General features: G+C 67.5%; 19 protein-coding genes. 7 read left to right on the top strand and 12 right to left on the bottom strand.

The features are described 5' to 3' along the window. The first annotated feature begins 68 nt into the window (after nt 1–68). Genes G6N57_RS13025 through G6N57_RS13010 form a run of 4 tightly spaced genes read left to right on the top strand, consistent with a single transcriptional unit; the run spans nt 69 to nt 3812 of the window. On the top strand, nt 69–632 hold the full coding sequence (locus tag G6N57_RS13025) for a hypothetical protein (protein WP_077742868.1): 564 nt from the start codon (nt 69–71) through the stop codon (nt 630–632). After that, the gene (locus G6N57_RS13020; RefSeq protein ID WP_077742867.1) at nt 629–1966 is read left to right on the top strand and encodes a Dyp-type peroxidase; all 1338 of its coding nucleotides are present in this window, start codon (nt 629–631) and stop codon (nt 1964–1966) included. The genes G6N57_RS13025 and G6N57_RS13020 overlap by 4 nt, the downstream gene beginning before the upstream one ends. Next, nucleotides 1963–2970 (top strand): hypothetical protein, encoded by a 1008-nt coding sequence (locus G6N57_RS13015; protein ID WP_077742866.1) that lies wholly within the window; start codon nt 1963–1965, stop codon nt 2968–2970. Before G6N57_RS13020 ends, G6N57_RS13015 begins: the two co-directional genes overlap by 4 nt. An 11-nt stretch (nt 2971–2981) precedes the next feature. Next, on the top strand, nt 2982–3812 hold the full coding sequence (locus G6N57_RS13010) for a bile acid:sodium symporter family protein (RefSeq protein WP_077742865.1): 831 nt from the start codon (nt 2982–2984) through the stop codon (nt 3810–3812). On the opposite strand, the gene G6N57_RS13005 is transcribed toward G6N57_RS13010, so the two are convergent. The 4 genes from G6N57_RS13005 to G6N57_RS12990 all read right to left on the bottom strand — a co-directional run bounded on the left by G6N57_RS13005 (nt 3742) and on the right by G6N57_RS12990 (nt 7593). After that, nucleotides 3742–6006: a winged helix-turn-helix domain-containing protein gene (locus tag G6N57_RS13005; protein ID WP_077742864.1), complete on the bottom strand. Its 2265-nt coding sequence runs from the start codon at nt 6004–6006 to the stop codon at nt 3742–3744. The two genes, G6N57_RS13010 and G6N57_RS13005, sit on opposite strands and share 71 nt — an antisense overlap. A gap of 39 nt (nt 6007–6045) precedes the next feature. After that, a complete protein-coding gene (locus G6N57_RS13000; protein ID WP_234815838.1) occupies nt 6046–6723 on the bottom strand; it encodes a YczE/YyaS/YitT family protein in 678 nt (225 codons plus the stop codon). Between the two features lie 43 nt (nt 6724–6766). Continuing rightward, nucleotides 6767–7177 (bottom strand): hypothetical protein, encoded by a 411-nt coding sequence (locus tag G6N57_RS12995; protein WP_133118380.1) that lies wholly within the window; start codon nt 7175–7177, stop codon nt 6767–6769. Between the two features lie 158 nt (nt 7178–7335). Then, nucleotides 7336–7593 (bottom strand): hypothetical protein, encoded by a 258-nt coding sequence (locus G6N57_RS12990; protein ID WP_077742862.1) that lies wholly within the window; start codon nt 7591–7593, stop codon nt 7336–7338. 131 nt (nt 7594–7724) lie between these two features. Here G6N57_RS12990 and G6N57_RS12985 point away from each other — a divergent pair, with 131 nt between their 5' ends. Continuing rightward, nucleotides 7725–8564, top strand: coding sequence for a glycoside hydrolase family 16 protein (locus G6N57_RS12985; RefSeq protein ID WP_077742861.1), 840 nt, complete (start codon nt 7725–7727; stop codon nt 8562–8564). Between the two features lie 25 nt (nt 8565–8589). Here G6N57_RS12985 and G6N57_RS12980 read toward each other — a convergent pair whose 3' ends face one another. The 7 genes from G6N57_RS12980 to G6N57_RS12950 all read right to left on the bottom strand — a co-directional run bounded on the left by G6N57_RS12980 (nt 8590) and on the right by G6N57_RS12950 (nt 17784). Next, nucleotides 8590–10515 carry a potassium transporter Kup gene (locus G6N57_RS12980; protein WP_077742860.1) on the bottom strand — a complete coding sequence of 642 codons (1926 nt, stop codon included), beginning with the start codon at nt 10513–10515 and terminating at the stop codon, nt 8590–8592. A 140-nt stretch (nt 10516–10655) separates the two neighbouring features. Further along, entirely contained in the window at nt 10656–11270 is a 615-nt protein-coding gene (locus G6N57_RS12975; RefSeq protein ID WP_077742859.1) for an LGFP repeat-containing protein, read from the bottom strand. A 282-nt stretch (nt 11271–11552) separates the two neighbouring features. Further along, nucleotides 11553–12698, bottom strand: a complete 1146-nt coding sequence (locus G6N57_RS12970; protein WP_077742858.1) for a zinc-binding dehydrogenase — start codon at nt 12696–12698, stop codon at nt 11553–11555. A 54-nt stretch (nt 12699–12752) separates the two neighbouring features. Continuing rightward, the gene (locus tag G6N57_RS12965) at nt 12753–14543 is read right to left on the bottom strand and encodes a hypothetical protein (protein ID WP_077742857.1); all 1791 of its coding nucleotides are present in this window, start codon (nt 14541–14543) and stop codon (nt 12753–12755) included. A gap of 78 nt (nt 14544–14621) precedes the next feature. After that, complete coding sequence (locus G6N57_RS12960) at nt 14622–15065, bottom strand: DUF6636 domain-containing protein (protein WP_133118381.1); 444 nt, start codon at nt 15063–15065, stop codon at nt 14622–14624. 35 nt (nt 15066–15100) lie between these two features. Beyond that, on the bottom strand, nt 15101–15859 hold the full coding sequence (locus G6N57_RS12955) for a glutamate racemase (RefSeq protein ID WP_077742855.1): 759 nt from the start codon (nt 15857–15859) through the stop codon (nt 15101–15103). Continuing rightward, entirely contained in the window at nt 15856–17784 is a 1929-nt protein-coding gene (locus G6N57_RS12950; protein WP_077742854.1) for a methyltransferase domain-containing protein, read from the bottom strand. The genes G6N57_RS12955 and G6N57_RS12950 overlap by 4 nt, the downstream gene beginning before the upstream one ends. A gap of 138 nt (nt 17785–17922) precedes the next feature. On the opposite strand from G6N57_RS12950, the gene G6N57_RS12945 reads away from it, so the two are divergent. Both G6N57_RS12945 and G6N57_RS12940 read left to right on the top strand, forming a co-directional pair. Then, nucleotides 17923–19056, top strand: coding sequence for an AfsR/SARP family transcriptional regulator (locus G6N57_RS12945; RefSeq protein WP_077742853.1), 1134 nt, complete (start codon nt 17923–17925; stop codon nt 19054–19056). Next, a complete protein-coding gene (locus G6N57_RS12940; protein WP_097926397.1) occupies nt 19053–19910 on the top strand; it encodes a serine hydrolase in 858 nt (285 codons plus the stop codon). Before G6N57_RS12945 ends, G6N57_RS12940 begins: the two co-directional genes overlap by 4 nt. Here the strand turns inward: G6N57_RS12940 and G6N57_RS12935 are convergent. Continuing rightward, the gene (locus G6N57_RS12935; protein ID WP_097926398.1) at nt 19898–21331 is read right to left on the bottom strand and encodes a serine/threonine-protein kinase; all 1434 of its coding nucleotides are present in this window, start codon (nt 21329–21331) and stop codon (nt 19898–19900) included. The two genes, G6N57_RS12940 and G6N57_RS12935, sit on opposite strands and share 13 nt — an antisense overlap. Nucleotides 21332–21390: the final 59 nt, after the last annotated feature.

The raw sequence follows: 21390 nt of genomic DNA, 5'->3' as shown, positions 1-21390 counted from the left end.
CTCTGACAGGCGGTTTTCCCCCGAATTGGGGGACGACGCGGGGCCCGCGCGTTCATAATCTCGTTGCCATGGCGCACAACGGAAACAACGATTGGTCCCAGCCCGCAGCTCTTGCCATCCCCAAGGAGGGCTACTTCGAACTGACCCGGGGGCGGTACGGGCCGGTCTTCCCCCGCACCCCCGCGTGCTACGGCTTCAACATCATCGCCAAGGTGAAGGAGGGCCGGGAGGAGGCGATCCGGGCCTACGGCAAGCAGCTCGAGGCGGCGGTCGCCGCGCAGCCCGACGTGCTGGCCCCGCTGAAGTTGCACTACCTGCGGTGGAATCTGTTCGACGTCGGCTCCGGTCTGCATTTCCAGTACCAGGGCATCTTCGACACCGACTTCGACAAGTACACCGAGGACGCCGTCAAGCTGTTCAGCTCGACGGGGATCACCACCGCGTTCGTCAACCTGGAGGACTTCCCGGAGGACTGGAAGACCAACCCCGAAGCGTTCATCATGTTCGTCCGCGACCACCAGGTGCCCAGCTTCCTGGAGTACGGCGAATACCCGTACGTGACGTCCGAGGAGGTCAAGAAGGCGCTGCGGCTCAAGGCCGCATTCTCCGACATGCTGGACCAAATGCAATGAGCGAGCTCGAATTCGACGATATCCAGCACATCATGCTGACCGGGACGCCCCACTTGACCGGTCGGTACGAGTTCCTGTCCTTCGACACCCCCGAAGCGGGGCGAGCCTGGCTGTCCGAGATGGTGCCGCTGGTCCAGTCGGCCACCGACGTCCGTGAGACGGTCAACGTGTTCAAGCGGTGGGTCAACCTGGCATTCACCTGGAATGGGTTGCGGGCACTAGGAGTTGACGAGAAGTCACTGGCGTCGTTCCCCGACGAGTTCCGCGAGGGCATGGCGTCACGGGCCGACATCCTCGGGGACACCGGCGCGGCGGCTCCCGAGCACTGGGTGGGCGGGCTTGCGGGCGACGATCTGCACGCGATCGTCATCCTGTTCGCCAGGGACGAGCAGGAACGAGTGCGGTGCGTCGGCGAACACGATGCGCTGCTGGCCCGCTGCCCCGGGGTACGGTCCCTGTCGCATCTGGATCTGGCCGCGACCGCACCCTTCGAGTACGACCACGACCATTTCGGGTACCGCGATCCGGTGTCCCAGCCGCAGATCGAGGGTTCGGGTGAGGCGTTGATACCCGGCGCCGGCGGGTACCTGGCCCCGGGCGAGTTCATCCTCGGCTATCCGGATGAGGAGGGGCTGGTGTCGAACCAGCCCACCCCCGAGGTGCTTTCACGCAACGGCAGTTACCTGGCCTACCGCCGGTTGGAGGAACACGTCGGGGTCTTCCGCGACTACCTGAGGCAGAACGCCGAGGGCGCCGAGGGCGAGGAGCTGCTCGCCGCAAAGTTCATGGGCCGCTGGCGCAGCGGCGCACCGTTGGTGCTGGCACCCGACCACGACGATCCGGAATTGGGTGCGGATCCGATGCGTAACAACGATTTCGACTACGGAAAGATGGATCCGTTCGGCTATGCCTGCCCGCTCGGTTCCCATGCTCGCCGGCTGAATCCGCGCGACACGGAGCCGAATCCGAATCGGCGCAGGCTGATCCGGCGTAGCGGTACCTACGGGCCCGCGCTGCCCGAAGGCGTCGCCGACGACGGCGTCGAACGCGGGGTCGGGATGTTCCTGATCTGCGCCAGTCTGGTCCGTCAGTTCGAGTTCGCCCAGAACGTCTGGATCAACGACGCGGCGTTCCAGGAACTCGGAAACGAACACGATCCCATCTGCGGCACCCAGGACGGCACGCTGGACTTCACCATCCCGAAACGGCCGATCCGCAAAGTACACAAGGGATTGCCCGCGTTCACCACGCTGCGCGGCGGGGCGTACTTCTTCCTGCCCGGCCTGAACGCGCTGCGTCATCTCAAGACCCTCGGAACAAAGGAGGCAGCATGAGCTCATACGCTCGCACCTACAACCAGGCACACATCGCCCGCCCGCGCAACGGCAAACGCCGCGTCAGCATCTACTGGTCGTGGAGCTACCCGTGGGAGGTCCAGCGCGACCCCGCGGAACTGTACAACCGGTTCTCGACCATGACGGAAGTTCGTCTGGCGACGTGGCCCGCGTATGCGGGACCTGAGTATGACCCGCGCGACTTCCTGCAAGGCATCGACGGAACGCTGGAACTGTTCCACCGGTCGTCCCTGAACTTCCAGGACGTGGCCGGCGAAGCGACCGGGCATCCGGTGGCGGTGTTCCAGCGGGTCGATCAGGCCGGGTACCGGCTGCCGATCGACGAGCGCATCCTGAACGACACCGACACCCTGATGATCTTCGGCCTGGACCACCTGCTCGGCGACGAGGCCGCGACCGAAGAGGAGATCGCCGCGATCCAGCAGTGGCTGAAGCGCGAGGGCACCTGCCTGATGCTGGCACCGCATCACGACGTCGGGTTCATCGACGACAAAGAGCAGCAGCAGATGGAGTACCTGCACCACGGTGATCCGCTGACACCTCGGATCCAGCGCTTCAGCGGCTATGCCCGGTCGTTGTTGTCCGGACTGAACATCCCGGTGCACAACACCTGGGGTCTGCGGCCCGCCACGGTCGAGGGGACCAGACAGATTGTGCCGCTGACCGCTTTCCGCGATCTGGATTCCGCGGGGCTGCTGCGCGATGTCAGCACGCTGGCCCTGCATCCGCATCTGCCGCACTACGAGCTGACCGCGCCCGAGGGGCCGGACCTGCGGGTGCTGGCCCGGCAACCGATCGACATGACCCGGCCGCACCCGTTCACCCTTGCGGGCAACACCGAGTTCAACGCGATGATCCACATGCCACCGTCCGGTGACCGTGCCGGCGACATCGTGCTGGTCGACTCGACCCATTTCACGACGCTGTTCGGCGCCAGTGACAGCCTGAAGTCCTTCTGGCGCAACCTCGTCACGATGGCTTGATAGGAGCCGACATGAACGATCTCCTCCTGCGGGGCTCGAACATCGCCGTCGTCTTCTTCGTGGTGTCCAGCACTCTGGCCGTCGGTCTGGGATTGACCGTCGGCCAGATTCTGGCCCCGCTCAAGAACGTTCGCCTGGTTGCACTGTCGCTCGCGGCCAACTTCGTGCTGGCGCCGTTGGCTGCGTTCGGGCTGTGGAAGGTGTTCGATCTGGATGAGCCGCTCGGGATCGGGCTGCTGCTGTGCGGGCTGGCGGCCGGCGCACCGTTCCTGATCAAGCTCGCCGAGTTCGCGAAGGCCGACATGGCCTTCGCGGTGGGCCTGATGGTGTTGTTGATGGTGGTCACGGTCGGCTATGTGCCGCTGGTGCTGCCCATCTTCGTGGCGGGCACCGCGGTCAACCCCGCCCAGATCGCGGTGTCTCTGGTGGTGCTGATGCTCATCCCGCTGGCCGCGGGCCTGCTGCTGCGGGCTCGCGGTCCCGGTGTGGCCGACCGCATCCGCCCGGTGATCGGCAAGGTGTCCACCGTGAGCATGATCCTGGTGATCGTGTTCACGATCGCTGCCCATTTCAACAGCGTGCTATCGGTTTTCGGCACGTTCGGCATTCTGGCGGCCATCGTGTACACGGTGATCTGCGCCGGGATCGGTTGGCTCATGGGCGGTTCCGGGACGCGACAGGTGCTGGCGCTGGGGACCGCTCAGCGCAATGCCGCAGCGGCATTCGTAGTGGCCGGGCAGAACTTCGATGACGCGAAAGTGATCGTGATGATCACCGTGGTGTTGATCGTCGAGTTTCTGATGCTGTTGCCGTTCTCGCGGCGGCTCGCGCGCTCTCGCTGAGCAACCCGAGCTGGTCGGCCTCGGCCACCGCGGCGGCTCGGGAGGAGACTCCGAGCTTGCGGTAGATCGACTTCGCTTGGCTCTTCACGGTTTCCCGGCCGATGACGAGCTCATCGGCGATGCGCTGCAGTGACAGATGCGTGGCCAGATGAGGTAGCAGCCGGAGCTCGGCCGTCGTCAGCGACGGCCGAGCACCCCGAGCGGCGCGCGCGGTAGACAAGTCCCGGATCCGGTCCAGCCACCGACCGATCCCGACGGCCTCGGGCTCACGCCGATGAGCGCGTTGCGCCTCGCCCAGGTGACGGTCGCACAGTTCGGTGTCGTCGATTTCGACGGCGGCGCCCGCGACCAGCACATGGGCAGTCAGGGCGGTCCGGGCGGACAGATCGCCCAGCCGCTCGAGGAGACGCTCCGTCGCGCGGGCCGCCGAACGCGCCCCGGCCACGTTCCCGCGCCGGGCCCGGACCAACGCGTCGACCGCGTAGACCACCACCATCGGGACCATGTCGGACAAGTCGCGGGAGTCGACGATCGAGCGCGCGGCGTTGGTGTGGGCGACGGCGGCCGACAGGTCACCCTCGCCGAGGTCGAGTGCGGCGAGGTGCGCCAGCGCGGCGGCCTGGAATCCGGGGAGGTCGTCGAGCACCGGTAGCGCCGATTCCAGTGTGGCTCGCGCCTGTTCGGGCTCGCCGAGCATGGACAGCGCCGTCCCCTTCATCGTGGTCGCGGCACCCCACCATGGGTTGACCAGGTGATCGCCTGCACCACAGACAGTTTCGGCATGGCGGATCACCTCACCCACTCCCCCGACACCGATCAGCGACCCGATCAGAGCCGCGGCCACCTCGACCGACGGTGTGCCGTCGGCCAGCGGTTGGCCGCAGTCGGCTGCGCTCGCGGTCAGCAGTGACCGCTGGATCAACTCGGCGTCGCCGGTCATCACGCCCAGCCAGGCGCGCGCGATCGCGGCGTCGGGGTAGTCGGTGAAGGTCTGCTCATCGATCAAGCTGAGCCGCCGGGCCAGGACCCCGGCCCGGCCGTCGAAACCCAACCGCACCGCGTCGATGCCCACCAGCGCGGCGGCCTGGGCCCGGTCTTCTGCGGCCAGCGCCTGGGCCAGGGCACCGTCGATGTCACCGGCGTTCGCCAGCCGATCGGCGGCTCGCCCCGCCAGCTCCCGGAATCGCTCGGGATCCCGATCACGGAGCCGTGCGCGCAACAGGTCACCGAACAGCTGGTGGTACCGGAACCAGATGCCTTGGTCATCAAGGGAAACCAGAAACATGTTGCCCGAGTGGGTGATGGCGTCGAGCATCGCGGCCGAATCGCTCCGCCCCAGCAGCGCGTCGAGCTCGTCGGCGCAAAAGCGGTCCAGGATGGCTGATTCCATCATGAACGTGGCAGTCTCGGGTTCGAGCTGACTGAGCACTTCCTCCACCAGATAGTCGGCCACCAGCCGGTGCCGGCCGGTCACCGCCTCGGCGGGTGCGCCGTCGCGCAGCACCAACGCCGCCATCACCACACCGGCCGCCCAGCCTTCGCATTTGTCGAGAACCCGGGCGATCGTGGCCTTGTCCATCCCGGCGCCGAGCGCCGCGAAGGCGGCCGTTCCCTCTGGCCCGGACAGTTTCAGTTCCGGAATTCCGATCTCGACGACATAGCCCTGCAGTCGGCGCCGGGCCAGATCCAGTGCCGGGATCTGCCGGCCGACCAGCGCCAGTGTCGTCGAATTCGGGGCCAGGTCCACCACCGCGCGCAGAGTGTCGACGGCTGCGTCCGCTGACAGCGCATGAACGTCGTCGAGCACCAGCACCACGGGCCCACAGCTTTCGAGCGCCTGGACGAACGCCGACACCAGTTGGCTTTCGGCGCGACCCGCGCCCTGCAGGTACTGCAGCACCGCCGGGTCAATGGGCCGCGACTGATTCAGCGCCGTGGCCAGATGCAACAGCAAATGGGCGGGGTCGTTGTCGAGGTTGTCGAGCCGGGCCCAGGCAAACGGACGCTCGTCGACGTCGTCCCACTGCGCCACGGCGGTGGTCTTGCCGTATCCCGCGGGCGCGGCCACGATCACCAGACCACTGCGATCCTGCAGTACACGGGTGATTCCCGGGCGGGGCACACCCGCCCGTGCGGTTGCCGGCCGCCCGACGGTCGCCACCGGAATGTGCGCCGGCCAGGATCCTGCTCCCACCTGGGCATCGTAGGCCAGCGCGGGAAGCGCCTCAGGCGGTCAGAAATGCCAGCGGGTGGTCTTGACGCGCTGCTGGAAGGCCTCGAGGGCCGCCAGGTCTTTCTTCATCAGCGGCTTGTTGACCTTCTCGGTGAAGAAGTCGATCAGCGGCCCCGCGAAGAACGCGGTCATCACGGTCCCGATGCCGACCTGTCCGTGGAATGCCAACGCCAGCGCGACGAACGAGAGGTCCTGGGCCACGCGCACCACCCGATACGGGAGCCGGGTGTGGTCGACGATGATGGGCGCGATCGCGTCGTAGGGGGCATTGCCCAGCGCCGCGGTCATGTACATCGAGGCACCGGCGGCGAACAACGTGATCCCGATGAGGAACAGCACGGTCTGCACCAGCCGGGTCGGCTCGCTCGGCAGCAGTGGGCTCAGCAGCGCCGAGAACCATTGGACGAAGTACCCGGTCATGACCATGTTGATGATCGAGCCGATCCCGATGTACATACGGCCCAGGAAGAAGACCGGGATCAGCAGCACCGCGTTGCTGATCAGCTGGTAGGTGCCGAGGTCGAGACCGATCGTGTTGCTGATGCCGATGTTGGCCGCGGTGTAGGGATCCACACCGACCTGCGCGACGCGCAGTACGGCCGAGCCGAAACCCAGGACCGCGACACCCACCAGGGCCCAGAACGACCGTCGCACGTAGTGCATGTTCTGACTGCCCACGATCCATGACTATGGCAGAGCTGGACGCAGGCCGAGCCCGGTTCTAGGACAGCTTGGTCAACGTGAACGAGAACCGCTCGCTGCGCTCAGCCGGGCCACAGTCGCTGGCCTCCCAGGTCGCGTAGCCCGTGCCTTTCAGCGTCGCGTCGTCCCAGGACAGGGTGCGCGAGGCGGTCAGCGGGGTGCCCTCACAGGTTCCCGCGTCCGGCCAGGGGCTCACCATCGTCCACCGCCCTCTGTCCAGATGGGCCTGACCGCCGTACGGCGCCCACGTCGCACCGCCGGTGGCCGCCACGTCGGCGCATCCCGCGCCGCAGGAGGTGACGGTCCAGGTGCTCCACGTCGACGGACCGTCGTGGTCGTAGCGGTAGGTGCCGTTCAGTTCTTCGGCGAGAGCCGGGCTCGCGAAACCGACGGCCGTTCCGGCCAGAACCATCGCCGGAACAATGCTCATGACACGTTTCACGATCGCACTCCCTGAAGTCGCCCCGGCCCGGTGCCGATAAATTGACGCGCAGAGCATTTCACACGAAGGCGCCTCGGGCACAGCAGGATTGGCCGGGACGTTCGCCGCGGAGGGCGCCCGGTTCAGCTGGCAGATCCAGCCGGAAGTCAGCGGGATTCGACCTCGGACTCGACCAGCCCGGCGCTGCGGGCGCTGACGACGACGCGCTCCCAGCTGATCACCACGGCCGCGATCATCGTGATGGCGGTGGCGAAGCCGGCGAGTGAGGCCAGCACGGTCGCCCACTCCCCGCCGACGCCTACGCCGAGCAGGATGGTGATGAACGCCCCGACGGCCACCAGCGCAGCAGTCAGCGCACCGGGCCGCCGGATGCCTCGGCGCAAATATTCGATCGGCGTGGTCATACAACCCACTGTCCCCGCGCTGGCTGAGCAGGCATGAAGCGTTTCCTATGGAATTGATCTGAACCGAACGGCCCGCTGGCAAAACCGTTCGATCCCTACCTGCGCACGCCGCACCGCTAAGGTGGTCCAACATGGCCAACTTGGATCGCCGAAAAATGATGATGCTGTCAGGTCTGGGCGTGATGGCGGCGGCACTTCCCGCTCCACAAGCTCAGGCCCTCCCGACCAAGCCCCAGGCACCGCGCCTTCCGGCGCCCGCAGCGCCGCAAGCTGCGGCGAGCTACGTGTTCGCGGATGAATTCGACGGCCCTGCCGGCTCGTCGCCGAATACGTCGAAGTGGACCATCGCCAAGGCCCGCGAGACCATCAAGGACCCCACCTACTGGGAGGTGCCCGGCCGCATCGGCCAGTACCGGGACGACCGCAAGAACGCCTTCCTCGACGGCAAGGGAAACCTCGTCATCCGGGCCACGAAGGAAGGCGACACCTACTACGGCGCCAAACTGGCGAGCGTGTGGGAAGGCGGCGCCGGACACACCTGGGAAGCCCGGATCAAGTTCAACTGCCTGACGCCGGGCGCCTGGCCGGCCTTCTGGCTCGGCACCCTGGGCGAAGGTGAACTCGACATCGTCGAGTGGTACGGCAACGGCAAATGGCCGTCTGCGACCACGGTGCACGCCAAGTCGAACGGCGGCGAGTGGGAGACCCACAACATCGCCGTGGACACCGCCTGGCACACCTGGCGCACCCAGTGGGACGCCAACGGCGCCCGGTTCTGGCAGGACTACACCGAAGGCGCGAAGCCGTACTTCGAGGTTTCGGCGAGCCAGCTGCCCGACTGGCCGTTCAACCAGCCGGGCTACACGATGTTCGTCGTGTTGAACCTCGCGGTCGCCGGATCCGGCGGAGAAGACCCCAGCGGGGGTACCTACCCGGCCGACATGCTCGTGGACTACGTGCGCGTCTGGTAAGCGCCGGTAGCGCTCGAGCGCCCGGCTAGACCTCCATCCGTGACCCGACGATCACGGTGCGGTCCGCAGGCAGGTTGAAATAGCCTGCCGCGTCAGCCGTCACGAGCGAGGTGGCGATGAAAAGGCGCTTGCGCCAAGGAACCATGTTGCGTTCAGGGCCTGGAACCAGGTCGAGATGCGACAGGAAGTACGACGCACCGTCGAGGTCGATGCCGCCTTCGGTTTCCTCGGCGGGCACCAGCGTGAGCGCTGCCGGCACATCCGGCCGTTCCATGTAGCCCGCGCGGATCGTGACATGCAGGATGCCGTCGTCGCGGTAACCGAGGTCGTCCACCGATATGCGGTTCACATCGGACACGCGCGGAACGGGTTCCGTCTCCACCGAAGCGATCAGCACATGTTCGTGCACGACGCGATTGTGTTCGACGTTGGCGCGCATGGCCAGCGGCACCGTGTCGTCGCCGCGATTGAGAAACACCGCCGTTCCCGGTATCCGGGCCAAAGTCGGCCGCTGTCGGGCGATTTCGCTGACGAACGGCCGCAGCGGACCTTCGATCTCACGACGTGACGCGGTCACCAACGTCCGGCCCCGCTGCCACGTGGTCATCACGATGAAGGCGGCGACGGCGATGACCAGCGGCAGCCAAGCGCCGTGCACGAGTTTGGTGAGGTTGGCGGCGAAGAACAGCAGGTCGACCGTCAGCAACGCCCCGCCGCCGAGCACCAACACCCACAGCGGCCAATGCCACTGCTGCCGGGCCAGATACAGGAACAGCACCGTGGTGATGGTGATGGTGCCGACGACCGCCATGCCGAATGCGTAGGCGAGCGCTGCGGACGATTCGAAGGCGAACACCAGCGTCAGCACCGACAACATCAACATCCAGTTGATCCACGGCACATAGATCTGGCCGATGGTCGACGCCGAGGTGTGGGTGATGCGCAGGCGCGGCAGGTATCCGAGCTGCACGGCCTGCGAGACCACCGAGAACGCGCCCGTGATCACCGCCTGCGACGCGATGACGGTCGCCGCCGTCGCCAGCACCACCATCGGGATCTGCGCCCAGCCCGGGGTGAGGAGGAAGAACGGTGCGCTCGACTTCGTCTCGTCGGCCAGAATCAGGGCGCCCTGCCCGAAATAGTTCAGCGTGCACGCCGGCAGCACCAGTCCCAACCACCCGACGGTGATGGCGCGGCGCCCGAAATGACCCATGTCGGCATAGAGCGCCTCGGCACCGGTCACCGAGAGCACGATCGCGGCGAGCGCGAAGAACGCGATGTGAAAGTGCCCGGCCAAGAACGCAATTGCGTATGACGGGGAGAGTGCGGCCAGAATTCCGGGGTTGGCGACGATACCGGCGACCCCGCACGCGCCGATGGCGGTGAACCACGCGATCATCACCGGCCCGAAGAACCGGCCGACCACGGCGGTGCCTTGGCGTTGGACGAGAAACAGCCCGACGATGATCACCGCGGTGATCGGTACCACCCACGCTTCGAGCCCGGGTTCGACGACCTTGAGCCCCTCGACGGCCGACAGCACCGAGATGGCCGGGGTGATCATCGAGTCACCGAAGAACAGTGCCGCCCCGAACAATCCGAGGGCGGCCAGGAGCATCGTGGTGCGTCGGCCACGGGTTCCGCTGCCACGGCGCAGCAGCGTGATCAGTGCCATGATGCCGCCCTCGCCATGATTGTCGGCGCGCATCACGAGAGTGACGTAGGTCAGGGTGACGATCAGCATCACCGACCAGAAGATCAACGACACCACCCCGTAGACGTTGGCATCGTTGAGCGGCACTGGGTGCGGATCGGCCGGGTTGAACACCGTCTGCACGGTGTAGATGGGGCTGGTGCCGATGTCACCGAACACGACGCCCAGCGCACCGATGACGATCGCTGGGCGCAGGGCGTGAGCGGTGCCATGTGAACTTTCGGCGGCCGCGGACATGGTGGGCACGAAGGTCGACCGTCCTGTCAGAGGTGGATGCGTTCTCGCTGATTGTGCATCCACACCCTGGCAAGTGCGCAGCAAACGACGGGCCCACCTGGCGCACCCAATCTGCTGAGTGCGCCGGTGGGGCGGCCGACCTACTTGGGCGTCACGGTTTCGGCGAAGGTGCCGTCACCGTTGTTCAGCCACGTGATGGTGCCGTGCTGGAATTCGCTGATCCACCCACCCTTGGCGACGTCGGGACCTCCGGCCGTCTCGGCCTCGTCGGCGGTGGGGAAACCCAGCTGACCAGCTGGGCCGCCGTTGGCGGTGTAGACCCGCAAGATCTCACCCTGCACCACATGCGCACCGGTCGAGGGTGACGAATAGATGGTGCCGTTGGCGAATGCCTGCACCGTGCCGTCGCCGACCTTCTCCGGTTGCGCCGTCGGAAGACCCAACTTCGCCTCCCCGCCGGCCTTGGTGAATGCCTCCGCAGTCGGACCGTCCAGCGTCACCTCCCCGATACCGGGCGCGTTGATGGTGCTCGGGGCGCCGGCCATGGCGGACGACACCGCGCTCGAGGCAGAGCTCGCTCCGGTCTTGGCCGCACTCGTTCCGGCATCGACCGCGGAGGAGGCGGCGCTGGTCGCGCTCGACAGTGCGTCCTTGGCCCCTTCTTTCTGGGAATCCGAACATGCGACGGCAGCGGCCCCGGCAATGGCGAAAGCTGCAGCCAGCGCACCTGTGCGTTTCATCAGCTTTGGGTTCATTTGCCGAACGTAACACCGATACAACGCCCCGTCAGCAAATGTTGAGATCCTGGGACGGAATGCCCAGGTCCGGGACGCCGGTCCCACATTCCGGCACCGTCGCAGCCCGAAGCGATTTGCTGCGATGATCAAAACCATTGTTTACCAGTGGTTTTTGACTCAATCGCGGCGCCGAATCGTTGCGGGCCGAAACTGCGCTGACGAATGTCGCGGCCGACCGTGCGAGCAGGCATCGGATCGACAGCTACGGAGCCCCCCTGGGCTCGACCAACAGGTCGGCGCTCAGGTCGCCTGAGGGGTCACCAGGTATTTCTCGCCGGTCGCCTTCTTGAGGTAGCTGTTGAACGCCTCGGGTTTGAGCAGCCCGGGCAGCGACACCTCTTGGGTGTAATTACTCGCGAATGTCGTGGTGAGCTCGGCGGCGACGCGGGCGCGCAGCCGGGCGATGGTCTCTGGAGCGGCCCCGGCGAGAAACGGGGTGAGCAGCCAACCGCCCACGCCCCAGGCCATTCCGAAGTTTCTGGTCAGCACCGTGGGGCTGGTGTCGAGGCTGCCGTAGATGTACACCTGCTTGTGCACGGCAGACCCGTAGCGGGAGTACTGGGTCGCGGTCGCGTTGGCCGCCTGTTCCATGGCGTTGAGGATCTGGCTGGCCAGGGTGCCGCCGCCGGTGGCGTCGAAGGCCAACGTGGCCGATGTCGCCTTGAGCGCCTCGACCAGGTCCGCCTCGAAGGTCGGGGATGCCGAGTTGCAGACGTGCGTCGCACCGAGGCCGCGCAGGATCTCCTCCTGTTCGGCCTTGCGGACGATGTTGACCAGTGGCACTCCGTCGGCAAGGCACGCCTTGACGAGCATCTGGCCGAGATTCGACGCTGCGGCGGTGTGCACCAGGGCCGAATGTCCTTCGGCGCGCATGGTTTCCAGCATGCCCAGCGAGGTGAGCGGGTTGACGAACGACGAGGCGCCGTCCTTGGCCGTGGCCCCCTCGGGCAGGACCAGGCAAGCCGCGGCATTGACCACCCGGTACTGCGCGTACATCGCACCGCCGGCGATCCCCACCGTTTTGCCCAGCAGGGCCTGCGCGGCCGGTGAGGTTCCCGCGGCCACCACCGTGCCCGCACCTTCGTTGCCCACCGGAAGCGAGTCGCCGACGCGGGCGGCCATACCGGCCAGGGCGCCTTCCCGCAGCGGTGCGGTGACGACGGGACGCTCCGGCGTGCCCGCGACGGTCGCGGCCGCCATGTCAGCGGCGGCAGGAATCAGCAGGCCCAGGTCCGATGGATTGACCGGCGACGCCTCGACCCGGACCACGACTTCGTCGGCACCCGGCGCGGGTATCTCGACGTCGTGCAACGACAGTTCAAGCGTGCCGTCGGGTGTCACCAACGAGCGCAATTCCAAACCAGTCTTGGGCAGTGCCTCGGTCATGGTTGAACACTACGTCCGTTGCCTGGCACTACACCCGTCCTTACGGAAGGTCAGCTACACCGAGCATCTGTCCCCGGTGAACAGATCACAGGTGGTCTGTAGCCCGTTGAGTACCCCGGACGGGATCGCGGAGATGAAGTCCGTGACGCTGATGGCGTGCAATGACGTGAGATCAGTGGACTTTTGCGTGCCGATCAACACCGCCACGGCGTCGCCCTTGTCGGTGGGGATGGTGAACGAGTCGTCGCCGTCGCCGTACTGCCCGGCGCAATCGGTGTGGCATGTCCCGGTGGTGGGATCGATCTTCTCGTCGAACATGTCGTTGATCCACCCGGCCGACAGCTCACGGACAGCCAGCGGGTTCTGCGGCTGCGGGAACCCGGCAATGAGATACGCGGCGGCCTGGATCAACGGATTGCCGCCCTGCATCGGGTCCATGTGCACGCCGTCCTCGAGGATGACGCCGGTGAACTGTCCGGGCCGGGCATCGGTGAGCTGGTCGTTGACGTCGCTGAAGACGTTGAGGAAGTTCAGCGGCGCACCGATCTCGTAGATCGGGATGTAGTCATTGGGGTCGTCGTCGCTCGGGTCGGCCGTCCCGTTCGTCTCGAGCTCGTCGAGCCGTTCCATGGCGTCGGGAATGATCGAGCCCATCGGCACCGCGTCGTAGATCACCACGCCGGCAAGGTCGTTGGGCGCATCCAGACCCTGATCGCGCCGGCGGGTCAAACCCTCGGCGTAGTACCCGGCGACCCCTGGCGCGAATCCGCCGCCCAGCGAGTGCCCGACGAGTACGAACTGCATGGGCACATCGAGGTTCTCGGTACGGCCGGCCTTCAGCTCCGCAGTGTCCATGCTGGCGTTGAGGGCCGTACGGTCGGGATCGAGGAACAACTGGGCGACCGCCTCGTGCAGGTTGTCACCGCCGAGCCACATGCCGTCGGCCTCGAACGGGTTCGACGTGAACGTGGTGGTGACGACGATGCTGTTGGTCGTCTGAGCCAGATAGGACGCGGTGTAGCTGTAGAGCGGCCCATTGGCCAGGAAGCCGTGCTGCAGGTAGATCAATCGGGTCGGTGGCTCGCCATTGGCGGATGTGGGGAAATACCAATTGGATTCGACTTCATGGCCTTCGGAGATGACCAGGGTGGAGGTGCTGACCTCGACGCTGTCCCGCAGACCCGGTGGGACCACCGGGTCGCCGCCTACGGCACGTTCCAAGGCGGCGACGGTGTCGAACACGGCGCCGGTGATCACCGACAGCGGCTTGGGATAGTTCTGCGGCTCGGGATTGAGCGTCAGTGCGCCCAGGCTGCGGATCACGTCGTGGATCGCCTCGACCGGGTCGTTCGGCTGCGCCGCGGTCGGCGAGGACGGGGCCGGTTCGGGGGTGAGTTCCACGGAAGTGGTCGGCTTTGACGCCGTCAACGCCGACCGGATCTTGATCGGGGGCCGGACCCGGATTTCGGCGGCTGGTGGGGCCTTCTCGGTGAAGCGCGGGACGGAGTCCTCGACCACGTCTTTGGCGGTATCGCCGACTTCGCGCACCGTGGCACGAACGTCGCGGACAGACTCACGAATGGCACTGCGCGCCTTGGTCCGAACTGAATCGGCGAGCTGCCGCACGGGGCGATCGGATACCTCGGGCTTGGGCCGGGGTTTCACCGCCCGGGCTTTCCGGGGCTGAGGCTTCTGGGCGGTGTCGTTCTGCGTGGCCGACGGCTTCGTGTCCGGCTTCGACGCGCCACCCTCATCGGCGGTCGCCGTTCCCGCCCCGGCGAGGACGGCCGCCGAAAGCCCGGCAGCGAAAACCCCAGCACCAACCCACGCCGCAGCACGCGTCATTGTTCCCCCGTTACATCGGACCCGGTCTGTGTCACGCTAGCGGGGAGCGGTGGTCCTTCGGAAGGGATTCGGCAAGCTCTAGCCGAGTTCGAGGGATTCGCGCGATATCCGGAAGAAATGCCCGCTGGGGGTGTCGGTGCAGGTGACGCCTGAGGGTTGCGCCTCGCACTTGATCGGTCCGGCCCAACGCGTCTGACCGTAGGACAGCGTGGGCATTCCGGCGTCGAAAATGGTGTCGCCGTGGCAATGCACCACGGGCGCGCTTCCCGGCTTCAGGCTGACGCGGTCGCCCCAGTCCAGATGGCAGTCCTCCGGCTTGGGCGGGGCGGTGTAGGTGTGGTCGCGGATCTCGCAGACCACGCCGTTGGCACTGTCCGAACCCCTCGACGTCAGGCACCAGATGTTGCCTGACGGGGTGACGAACTTGGTCGACGACGGGCAGGCGTGTGCGGTTGCCGGGAGGGCGATGAGGGCCGCCGCGGCGGTGACGAACGGGAGGAGGTGACGCCGGTGTGTTCTCATGGCGTCGAGCATGCGTAGCGGCCCTTGCGGAATTCTCAATGGATTCTCGTGGCGTGGAGTTCCACGCCCCAGGCCACCGCCGCACCGCGCCGCATACTCTCGGCATCACCGCTGGTCAGATAGGCGCGCTCGGCGGCCGGCCCGGTCCGGGACGCGGGATGGCGTTCGGCGATCGCGGCGGCCATCCGCTGCGCCGGGTCGATCAGGACGGCGCCGGGCAGCGCGGCGTTGAACCACTCACTGACGGCGGGATAGTGGGTGCACGCCAGCACCAGGGCCTGTGCCCGCTGCAACGGGCCGACGATGCGGTACAGGTCTGCGACGAACCCGGGTGAGCCGACGCTGCCGGCCTCGATATGCGCCGACAACGGTTGGGCCACCCGCGACAGCACCTGCCGGCCGGGCCGGGACAGCCCGCGTCGGTAGCAGCCGCTGGCGATGGTGCGGCGGCCGCCGATGACGCCGACCGGGCCACGGATGCCGTCGGGAACGGACGCCAAGCCGTGTCCGATGATGCCTTCCACCGGCACCGGGGCTTGCGACAGGGTCGAGACGACGGTGCTCGCCGCGTTACAGGCCAACACCACCTCGGTGGCGCCTCTCTCGGCGAGCTCCGCGATCACCGCCGCGAGCCGGGCCCTGAGGTCTGCGGTGCGCATCCGGCCGTAGGGCATCGCCCCGGCGTCCGACCAGTACAGCACCGGCAGTCCGGGCGCGCATCGGTCCAGTTCCCGCACCAGCCCGATGCCGCCGATGCCCCAGTCGACGATGCCCAGGCACGGCTGCGGCGTCATGGGTAGGTGAGCGGGGCCGTGTGCCCCTTGGCCAGCGGTCCGGAGTCGAAAGCCAGCACCCGCTGCGACAGCGTCGCGGTGAGCAGCTTCAGCCGGGCGCCGGGGAACCGGCTGGCGAAGTACCAACGGTACTCGTGCTCGGCCCGGATCGGGTTGTGCCGCAGCATCTCCCGCCAGACAGGGTCGCTGGTCAGCGCCGCCAGGTCGGCGGCGAACCGTGGCCGGGTCCGACGGGTCCACAGATGCGCCACGGCCGATCGGGTGAGCACCGCGAGCTCACGGAGCCGGATCGGATGCTCGACCATGTCGACCACCCACAACCGGCCACCGGGGGCCAGCACCCGGCGGATCTCGGCCATCACCGGATCCCAGTCCAGGTACCGGAAAGACAGGAAGCAGATCACCACATCGACACTGGCGTCGGGGAGATCCAGGTTGGGGCCGTCGACGCGGGAGAACCGTAGCCGCGGCCGGTGCCGGGCACCACTGCGCGCCCGGGCCAGCATGCCCGAGGAGCAATCCACGCCGACGCCGGAGTCGAGGACCCCGTCGTCGTCCAGGCCGCGTAACAAGGCGCCCGTCCCACAACCGATTTCGAGTACCCGCAACCCGCGCCCGAGGTCGGCTCGAAGGTGCGCTGCACGTTCGGCGACCCACCGCCACTCCGCGCCCCGCACCCTGATGTCGGCATAGGCGCGGTCGTACAGGTCGGCCACCGGGTCGTAGGAGCCCTCGGGTCCGTCAGGGTCGGGCACGCTGCGCACCGGTGGCTGCGCCGCGGCACCCAGGTACTTGCGGACGCTGCCCAACGGCCCGTGCGACTTTCGGCCCGGCGCGTCGATCAGGTACAGATCGGTGCGGGTCGCCGGCCGGTGACCCGCCCAGGAGAACCGGTCCTTGCGCGCCGACACCGTGGTGTAGTCGCGGTTGCCGAAGGTGGGTACGCCGAACACGTTGGCGAAGAACGGGGCGAACCAGCGCGCGGTCCGGCAGGCGTGGAAGTAGGCCTGCCCGGTGGCGGTGAAAGGGATTGTCAGCGAGCGCCATTCGTGCGGCGAGAGTTGCTCGGGCCAGGCCGTCGACCCGAACATCGGTCCGTACATGCCGGAATGGCTGATGAGGTGCAGTTGGGCGAGCTCGCGGCCGGCTTCCGTCATCCGGGTGAGTTCCGCGACGAAGTCCGCCTTGTGGTGCAGGCCCGACACCTTGATCTCGGCATCGGGATGGGCGGCCGCCAGCTCGCGTGCCATCGTCGCGGCCGCCACCGCGAACTCGGCCGATCCACCCCGGTAATGCGTGGTGTGGGCCACCCAGATAACCGGCGCCGCATGCTTTTCGGGTGCTATCCGGGCGAACGGGATGCGCGGGTGTTCCCCGGCCGGGATCCAGGCGCCGTAGTTGCCGACCAGCTCCAGCATCTCGGAGGTATCGAGGTCGAACACCCTCATGCTGGTGGCCGGCGGACTGTAGAGGTGCAGCGTCAGTCCCCCGTCGTGGCCGGCCATGTCGTGGATCACGTCGCTGGTGATGCGGGTGACGGTACCGGCAGGGTGTTCGGCGGCGCTGGTGACGAGCAACCGGGGCCCGTGCCAACCGAACCGGCGCTCCTCGAATCGGCCCTGGAGCACGATGACGAAACCGCCGGCGCCGCCGTGGTCGTGCGGTGCGCAGCGCTCGCCGGGTCGCCATCGGGCCAGCATGATCTCGACCTCGTCGTCGACGCGCAAGATCGTCCGGGAGTACGGCTCGCCGGCATTCGGCTCGGTCGCCATCGCCGCCAGTGCCGGTTTGGCGCGGGCCACCCGCGCCAGCAGTTCGGGTCCGGGGACCTCTCCCCTGACGGCGACCCCCGCCAACGTGTCGAGCAGCGAATCCAGTCCGGCGGGGTCGTCGTGCCGGGCGGGCAGGTGCGAAATGGTGGTCATGTCGGATCCTTCGGGCGTGTTCCGGGTGCACCACCACCGTGAGGCCGACACCTTGCGGGATTCTCAACAGATCCTTGCGGTGCCGCCGCTCGGCGTCACAATGGGATGCGGACCGCGCCGAACACCGGAAGGCTTGTGATGAGTGGTACTCGTCTCGGGTTCGGTCTGTTGGGGCCGCTGCAGGTGACGGTGGACGGCACGCCCGTGGGGCTGGGCACGCCGAAACAACGCGCGGTGCTGGCGTTCCTACTCATCAACCGCAACCGGGCGGTCAGCACCGAATCGCTCATCGACGCCGTCTGGGACCGCGAACCCGTGCCCGCCGCCCGCGCCACCATCCACACCCACGTGTCCAACCTGCGGCGGCTGCTCGGCGCTTCCGAACGAGACTCACAACCGGTGCTGGTCAACGCCGCTCCCGGCTACCGGCTGAACGTGACCGAGGGAAGTTGTGATCTGGACCGGTTCGCCACGGAGAAGGCCGCCGGCATCAACGCCGCCGCGGCCGGACGTTTCGAGGCGGCCGGCACGCATCTTTCGGCTGCGCTCACCCACTGGCGCGGCGACGTCCTCGAGGATCTGCGCGGGTTCACGTTCGCCGACGCCTTCGCCGCGGCCCTGACCGAGGACTACGTGCTGGTGCACACCAGCCGTGCCGAGGCTGAGATCGCCTGCGGGCGCGCCGCGACCGTCATCGCCGGCCTCGAAGAACTCGCCGCCCGGCATCCGTACCGGGAACCGCTGTGGGCCCAGCTGATCACCGCTTACTACGTCGCTGAGCGGCAGTCCGATGCGCTGGCTGCGTACCGGCGCGTCAAAACCGTTCTGGCCGAGGAGCTCGGCATCGACCCCGGCCCCACCCTCAGTGCGCTGTATCAGCGCATCCTGCGGCAGGAGCGGCTGGACACCAAGCAGGCGGCCATGGCCACCGCGGCGCGCACCGTGAGTGCCGGAGGCACCGTCGTGGGCAGGGCGACGACGGCTGCCGCGTTGCGCGACACCGCGGGACGACGATATGCGTTGCGACCCAACGTCACCCGGATCGGCCGGCTTCCGGACAACGACATCGTGCTCGACGATGCCGACGTCAGCCGGCACCACGCGGTGATCATCGACACCGGAAGCAGTTTCGTGATCACCGATCTGCAGTCGGCCAACGGTGTGCAGGTGCGGCAGGAACGCATCCACCCGAGCGCCACCGTCGGCGACGGTGACGACATCCGCATCTGCGGCCGCCAATTCACCTTCGAACTTCTCCGCGGCGCACCGTGAGTTCCGGTCGCAATCCACGGCTGTGGGCCGCGATCGCGGTGCTGGCCGCGATCGCGCTCGCCGCGGGAGTCTTCATCGGAACTCACCTCGGTCCTCGCGGGACCGCGCCGGAGCGCTCGTCGGCTGCCACGTCGCTGGCCGCAGACTTCGCCCGGCTGGAACCCGAGCTGCATGCCGTGGTGGGCATCGCGCTCAGCCGGGTCGGACCCGGCCAGGAGCCGATGACGTTGGGCGAGTGGCAAAGCGGCCCCGCCTGGTCGACGATCAAGGTGCCGTTGATCATCGCCGCGCTGCGCGAGGAGCAGCCCCGGCGCGTCACCGAGGCCATGACCAAGGCCATCACCGAATCCGACAATGCCGCAGCGGAATCGATCTGGGACAGCCTGGGCTCACCGGCCGATGCCGCAGGCAAGGTCGAGGCGGTGCTGCGGCAGACCGGTGATCCGACGATCGTCCAATCCCAACGGGTGCGCCCCGAGTTCAGTGCATCGGGGCAGACCGATTGGCCGCTGACGGATCAGGTGAAGTTCACCTCGGTGGCCGTGTGCGACGCGGAGAACGACCCGGTGTTCGACCTCATGGGCCACGTCGAATCCGACCAGCGCTGGGGCATCGGCACGCTTGCGGACAGTCGGCTCAAAGGCGGCTGGGGACCGTCACCGACCGGTGGTTATCTGGTTCGCCAGATCGGGGTGCTGACCACCCCGGCGGGAATGGTGTCCGTGGCGTTGGCGGCGCTGCCGGACTCGGGGAAGTTCGAGGACGGCACCGCGGCGCTCACTGCGATGGCCACCTGGCTGGGCGAACGTCTGGGCGCCCTACCGGCGGGACACTGCCCGGCTCACCAGAGGTAGACGCGGGCATTCTTGCCGCCGGTGCAGGTGATCCAGCTGTCGCCCGGGGACTGCTGGCAGTGCATCAGGAAGTTGGAGCCGTCACACAGCGCACCGGGCACCGTTCCGCAATTCACGGCACCCGGCGCCGACACCGCGCGCGGCAACGGGCTCGCGTTGCCGTACTCGGCCCAGTACGACGTCAGCACGCTGTTGGTGAAAAGGCATGAGGTTTCCGGGGTTCCGCGTCCGGCGCGGCTGCCGAACCCGGTGGCGGTGGTCACCGCGAAACCGTCGTCGCACGACTGGTGCAGGCTGCTCTGATCCGGTCCGGTGACCAGGGGCGGCAGCGGTCCGCCACCGTGCGCGGGATCGCCCGGCGACGCGGTGGCCGGGGTATCCGGGGGCTGGTCGGCGTTCCTGGCGAGCATGCCGATGACCACGCCGATGCCGCCGAGGATCAGCGCGGCGGCCACTGCGATGACGGTCGGCAGCACCCAACCACGCTTGCGCGGTTCGGGCTGCGCGGGAGGTGGGGCATCAGGCACCGGAGGGTAGACGGGAGCGGCGAGGGTCGGCGCGAAGTTCGGCGCCAGGTGCGTGGCGGTCTGCGGTGCCGAGCCGGCGTGAAGGGCCCGCTGCGCGGCACGACCCAATCCGCCTGCGCTGCCGTACCGATCGTCGGGGTCCTTGGCCATGCCGCGCGCGATCACATCGTCGAACGTCGCGGGAACTGCGGGATTCGTCGCGCTGGGCCGCGGGGGCGGTGTGGAGATGTGCGCGGCGAGCACACTTTCCAGCTCATCACCGGGGAACGGTGCGTGTCCGGTGAGCGATTCGTACAACACGCAGGCCAGTGAGTACGAGTCGACCGCAGGCGTCACCGTCTGCCCGGTGAACCGTTCGGGCGCCATGTAATTCAGCGTGCCGATGCGGCTTCCCTCCGTGGTCAGCCGGCTCTCCCCCTGGCTCTCGGCGATGCCGAAGTCGACGAGGTAGGCGAAATCGGCAGGGGTGACGATGATGTTCTGCGGCTTGATGTCGCGGTGGATCAGTCCGGCGGCGTGCGCCGCGTCGAGCGCGGCCGCGATCTGGGTGACGATGGCGACCGCCCGGGCCGGCGGGAGCGGGCCGCGCGCGGTCAGATCCGACAGCGTCACACCCTGCACCAAACGCATGTCGATGTACAGGTTGCCGTCGATCTCACCCCAGTCGTGGATGGGGATGACATGCGGCTCTTGCAGGACCGCGGCGGCGTGGGATTCACGTTGGAATCGGGTGCGGAACGTGGTGTCGTGTGAGTACTGGTCGGCGAGGATCTTCAGAGCGACGGTGCGGTTCTTGTCGTTGTCGAAGGCCTCGTACACCTCGCCCATTCCGCCCCTGCCGAGCAGACGCGTGATGGAGTACTTACCGAACGTCGTGCCGACGCGCGAGTCCACTGCCGATCCCCCTGGTCGTTCGTTGTAAACGCAGTATCGCCTCTGGGCCCACGCGGTGC

Origin of the sequence: Mycolicibacterium boenickei (assembly GCF_010731295.1) — a bacterium.
Taxonomy (GTDB): domain Bacteria; phylum Actinomycetota; class Actinomycetes; order Mycobacteriales; family Mycobacteriaceae; genus Mycobacterium; species Mycobacterium boenickei.
Note: the sequence above shows the minus strand (reverse complement) of the source record. Positions and strands in the feature narration are given on the sequence as shown.

Coding starts and splice junctions, on each gene's coding strand:
- G6N57_RS13025 (WP_077742868.1), top strand. CDS start 69: ATGGCGCACAACGGAAACAACGATTGGTCCCAGCCCGCAGCTCTTGCC.
- G6N57_RS13020 (WP_077742867.1), top strand. CDS start 629: ATGAGCGAGCTCGAATTCGACGATATCCAGCACATCATGCTGACCGGG.
- G6N57_RS13015 (WP_077742866.1), top strand. CDS start 1,963: ATGAGCTCATACGCTCGCACCTACAACCAGGCACACATCGCCCGCCCG.
- G6N57_RS13010 (WP_077742865.1), top strand. CDS start 2,982: ATGAACGATCTCCTCCTGCGGGGCTCGAACATCGCCGTCGTCTTCTTC.
- G6N57_RS12995 (WP_133118380.1), bottom strand. CDS start 7,177: ATGAGCATTGTTCCGGCGATGGTTCTGGCCGGAACGGCCGTCGGTTTC.
- G6N57_RS12990 (WP_077742862.1), bottom strand. CDS start 7,593: ATGACCACGCCGATCGAATATTTGCGCCGAGGCATCCGGCGGCCCGGT.
- G6N57_RS12985 (WP_077742861.1), top strand. CDS start 7,725: ATGGCCAACTTGGATCGCCGAAAAATGATGATGCTGTCAGGTCTGGGC.
- G6N57_RS12980 (WP_077742860.1), bottom strand. CDS start 10,515: ATGTCCGCGGCCGCCGAAAGTTCACATGGCACCGCTCACGCCCTGCGC.
- G6N57_RS12975 (WP_077742859.1), bottom strand. CDS start 11,270: ATGAACCCAAAGCTGATGAAACGCACAGGTGCGCTGGCTGCAGCTTTC.
- G6N57_RS12970 (WP_077742858.1), bottom strand. CDS start 12,698: ATGACCGAGGCACTGCCCAAGACTGGTTTGGAATTGCGCTCGTTGGTG.
- G6N57_RS12965 (WP_077742857.1), bottom strand. CDS start 14,543: ATGACGCGTGCTGCGGCGTGGGTTGGTGCTGGGGTTTTCGCTGCCGGG.
- G6N57_RS12960 (WP_133118381.1), bottom strand. CDS start 15,065: ATGAGAACACACCGGCGTCACCTCCTCCCGTTCGTCACCGCCGCGGCG.
- G6N57_RS12955 (WP_077742855.1), bottom strand. CDS start 15,859: ATGACGCCGCAGCCGTGCCTGGGCATCGTCGACTGGGGCATCGGCGGC.
- G6N57_RS12950 (WP_077742854.1), bottom strand. CDS start 17,784: ATGACCACCATTTCGCACCTGCCCGCCCGGCACGACGACCCCGCCGGA.
- G6N57_RS12945 (WP_077742853.1), top strand. CDS start 17,923: ATGAGTGGTACTCGTCTCGGGTTCGGTCTGTTGGGGCCGCTGCAGGTG.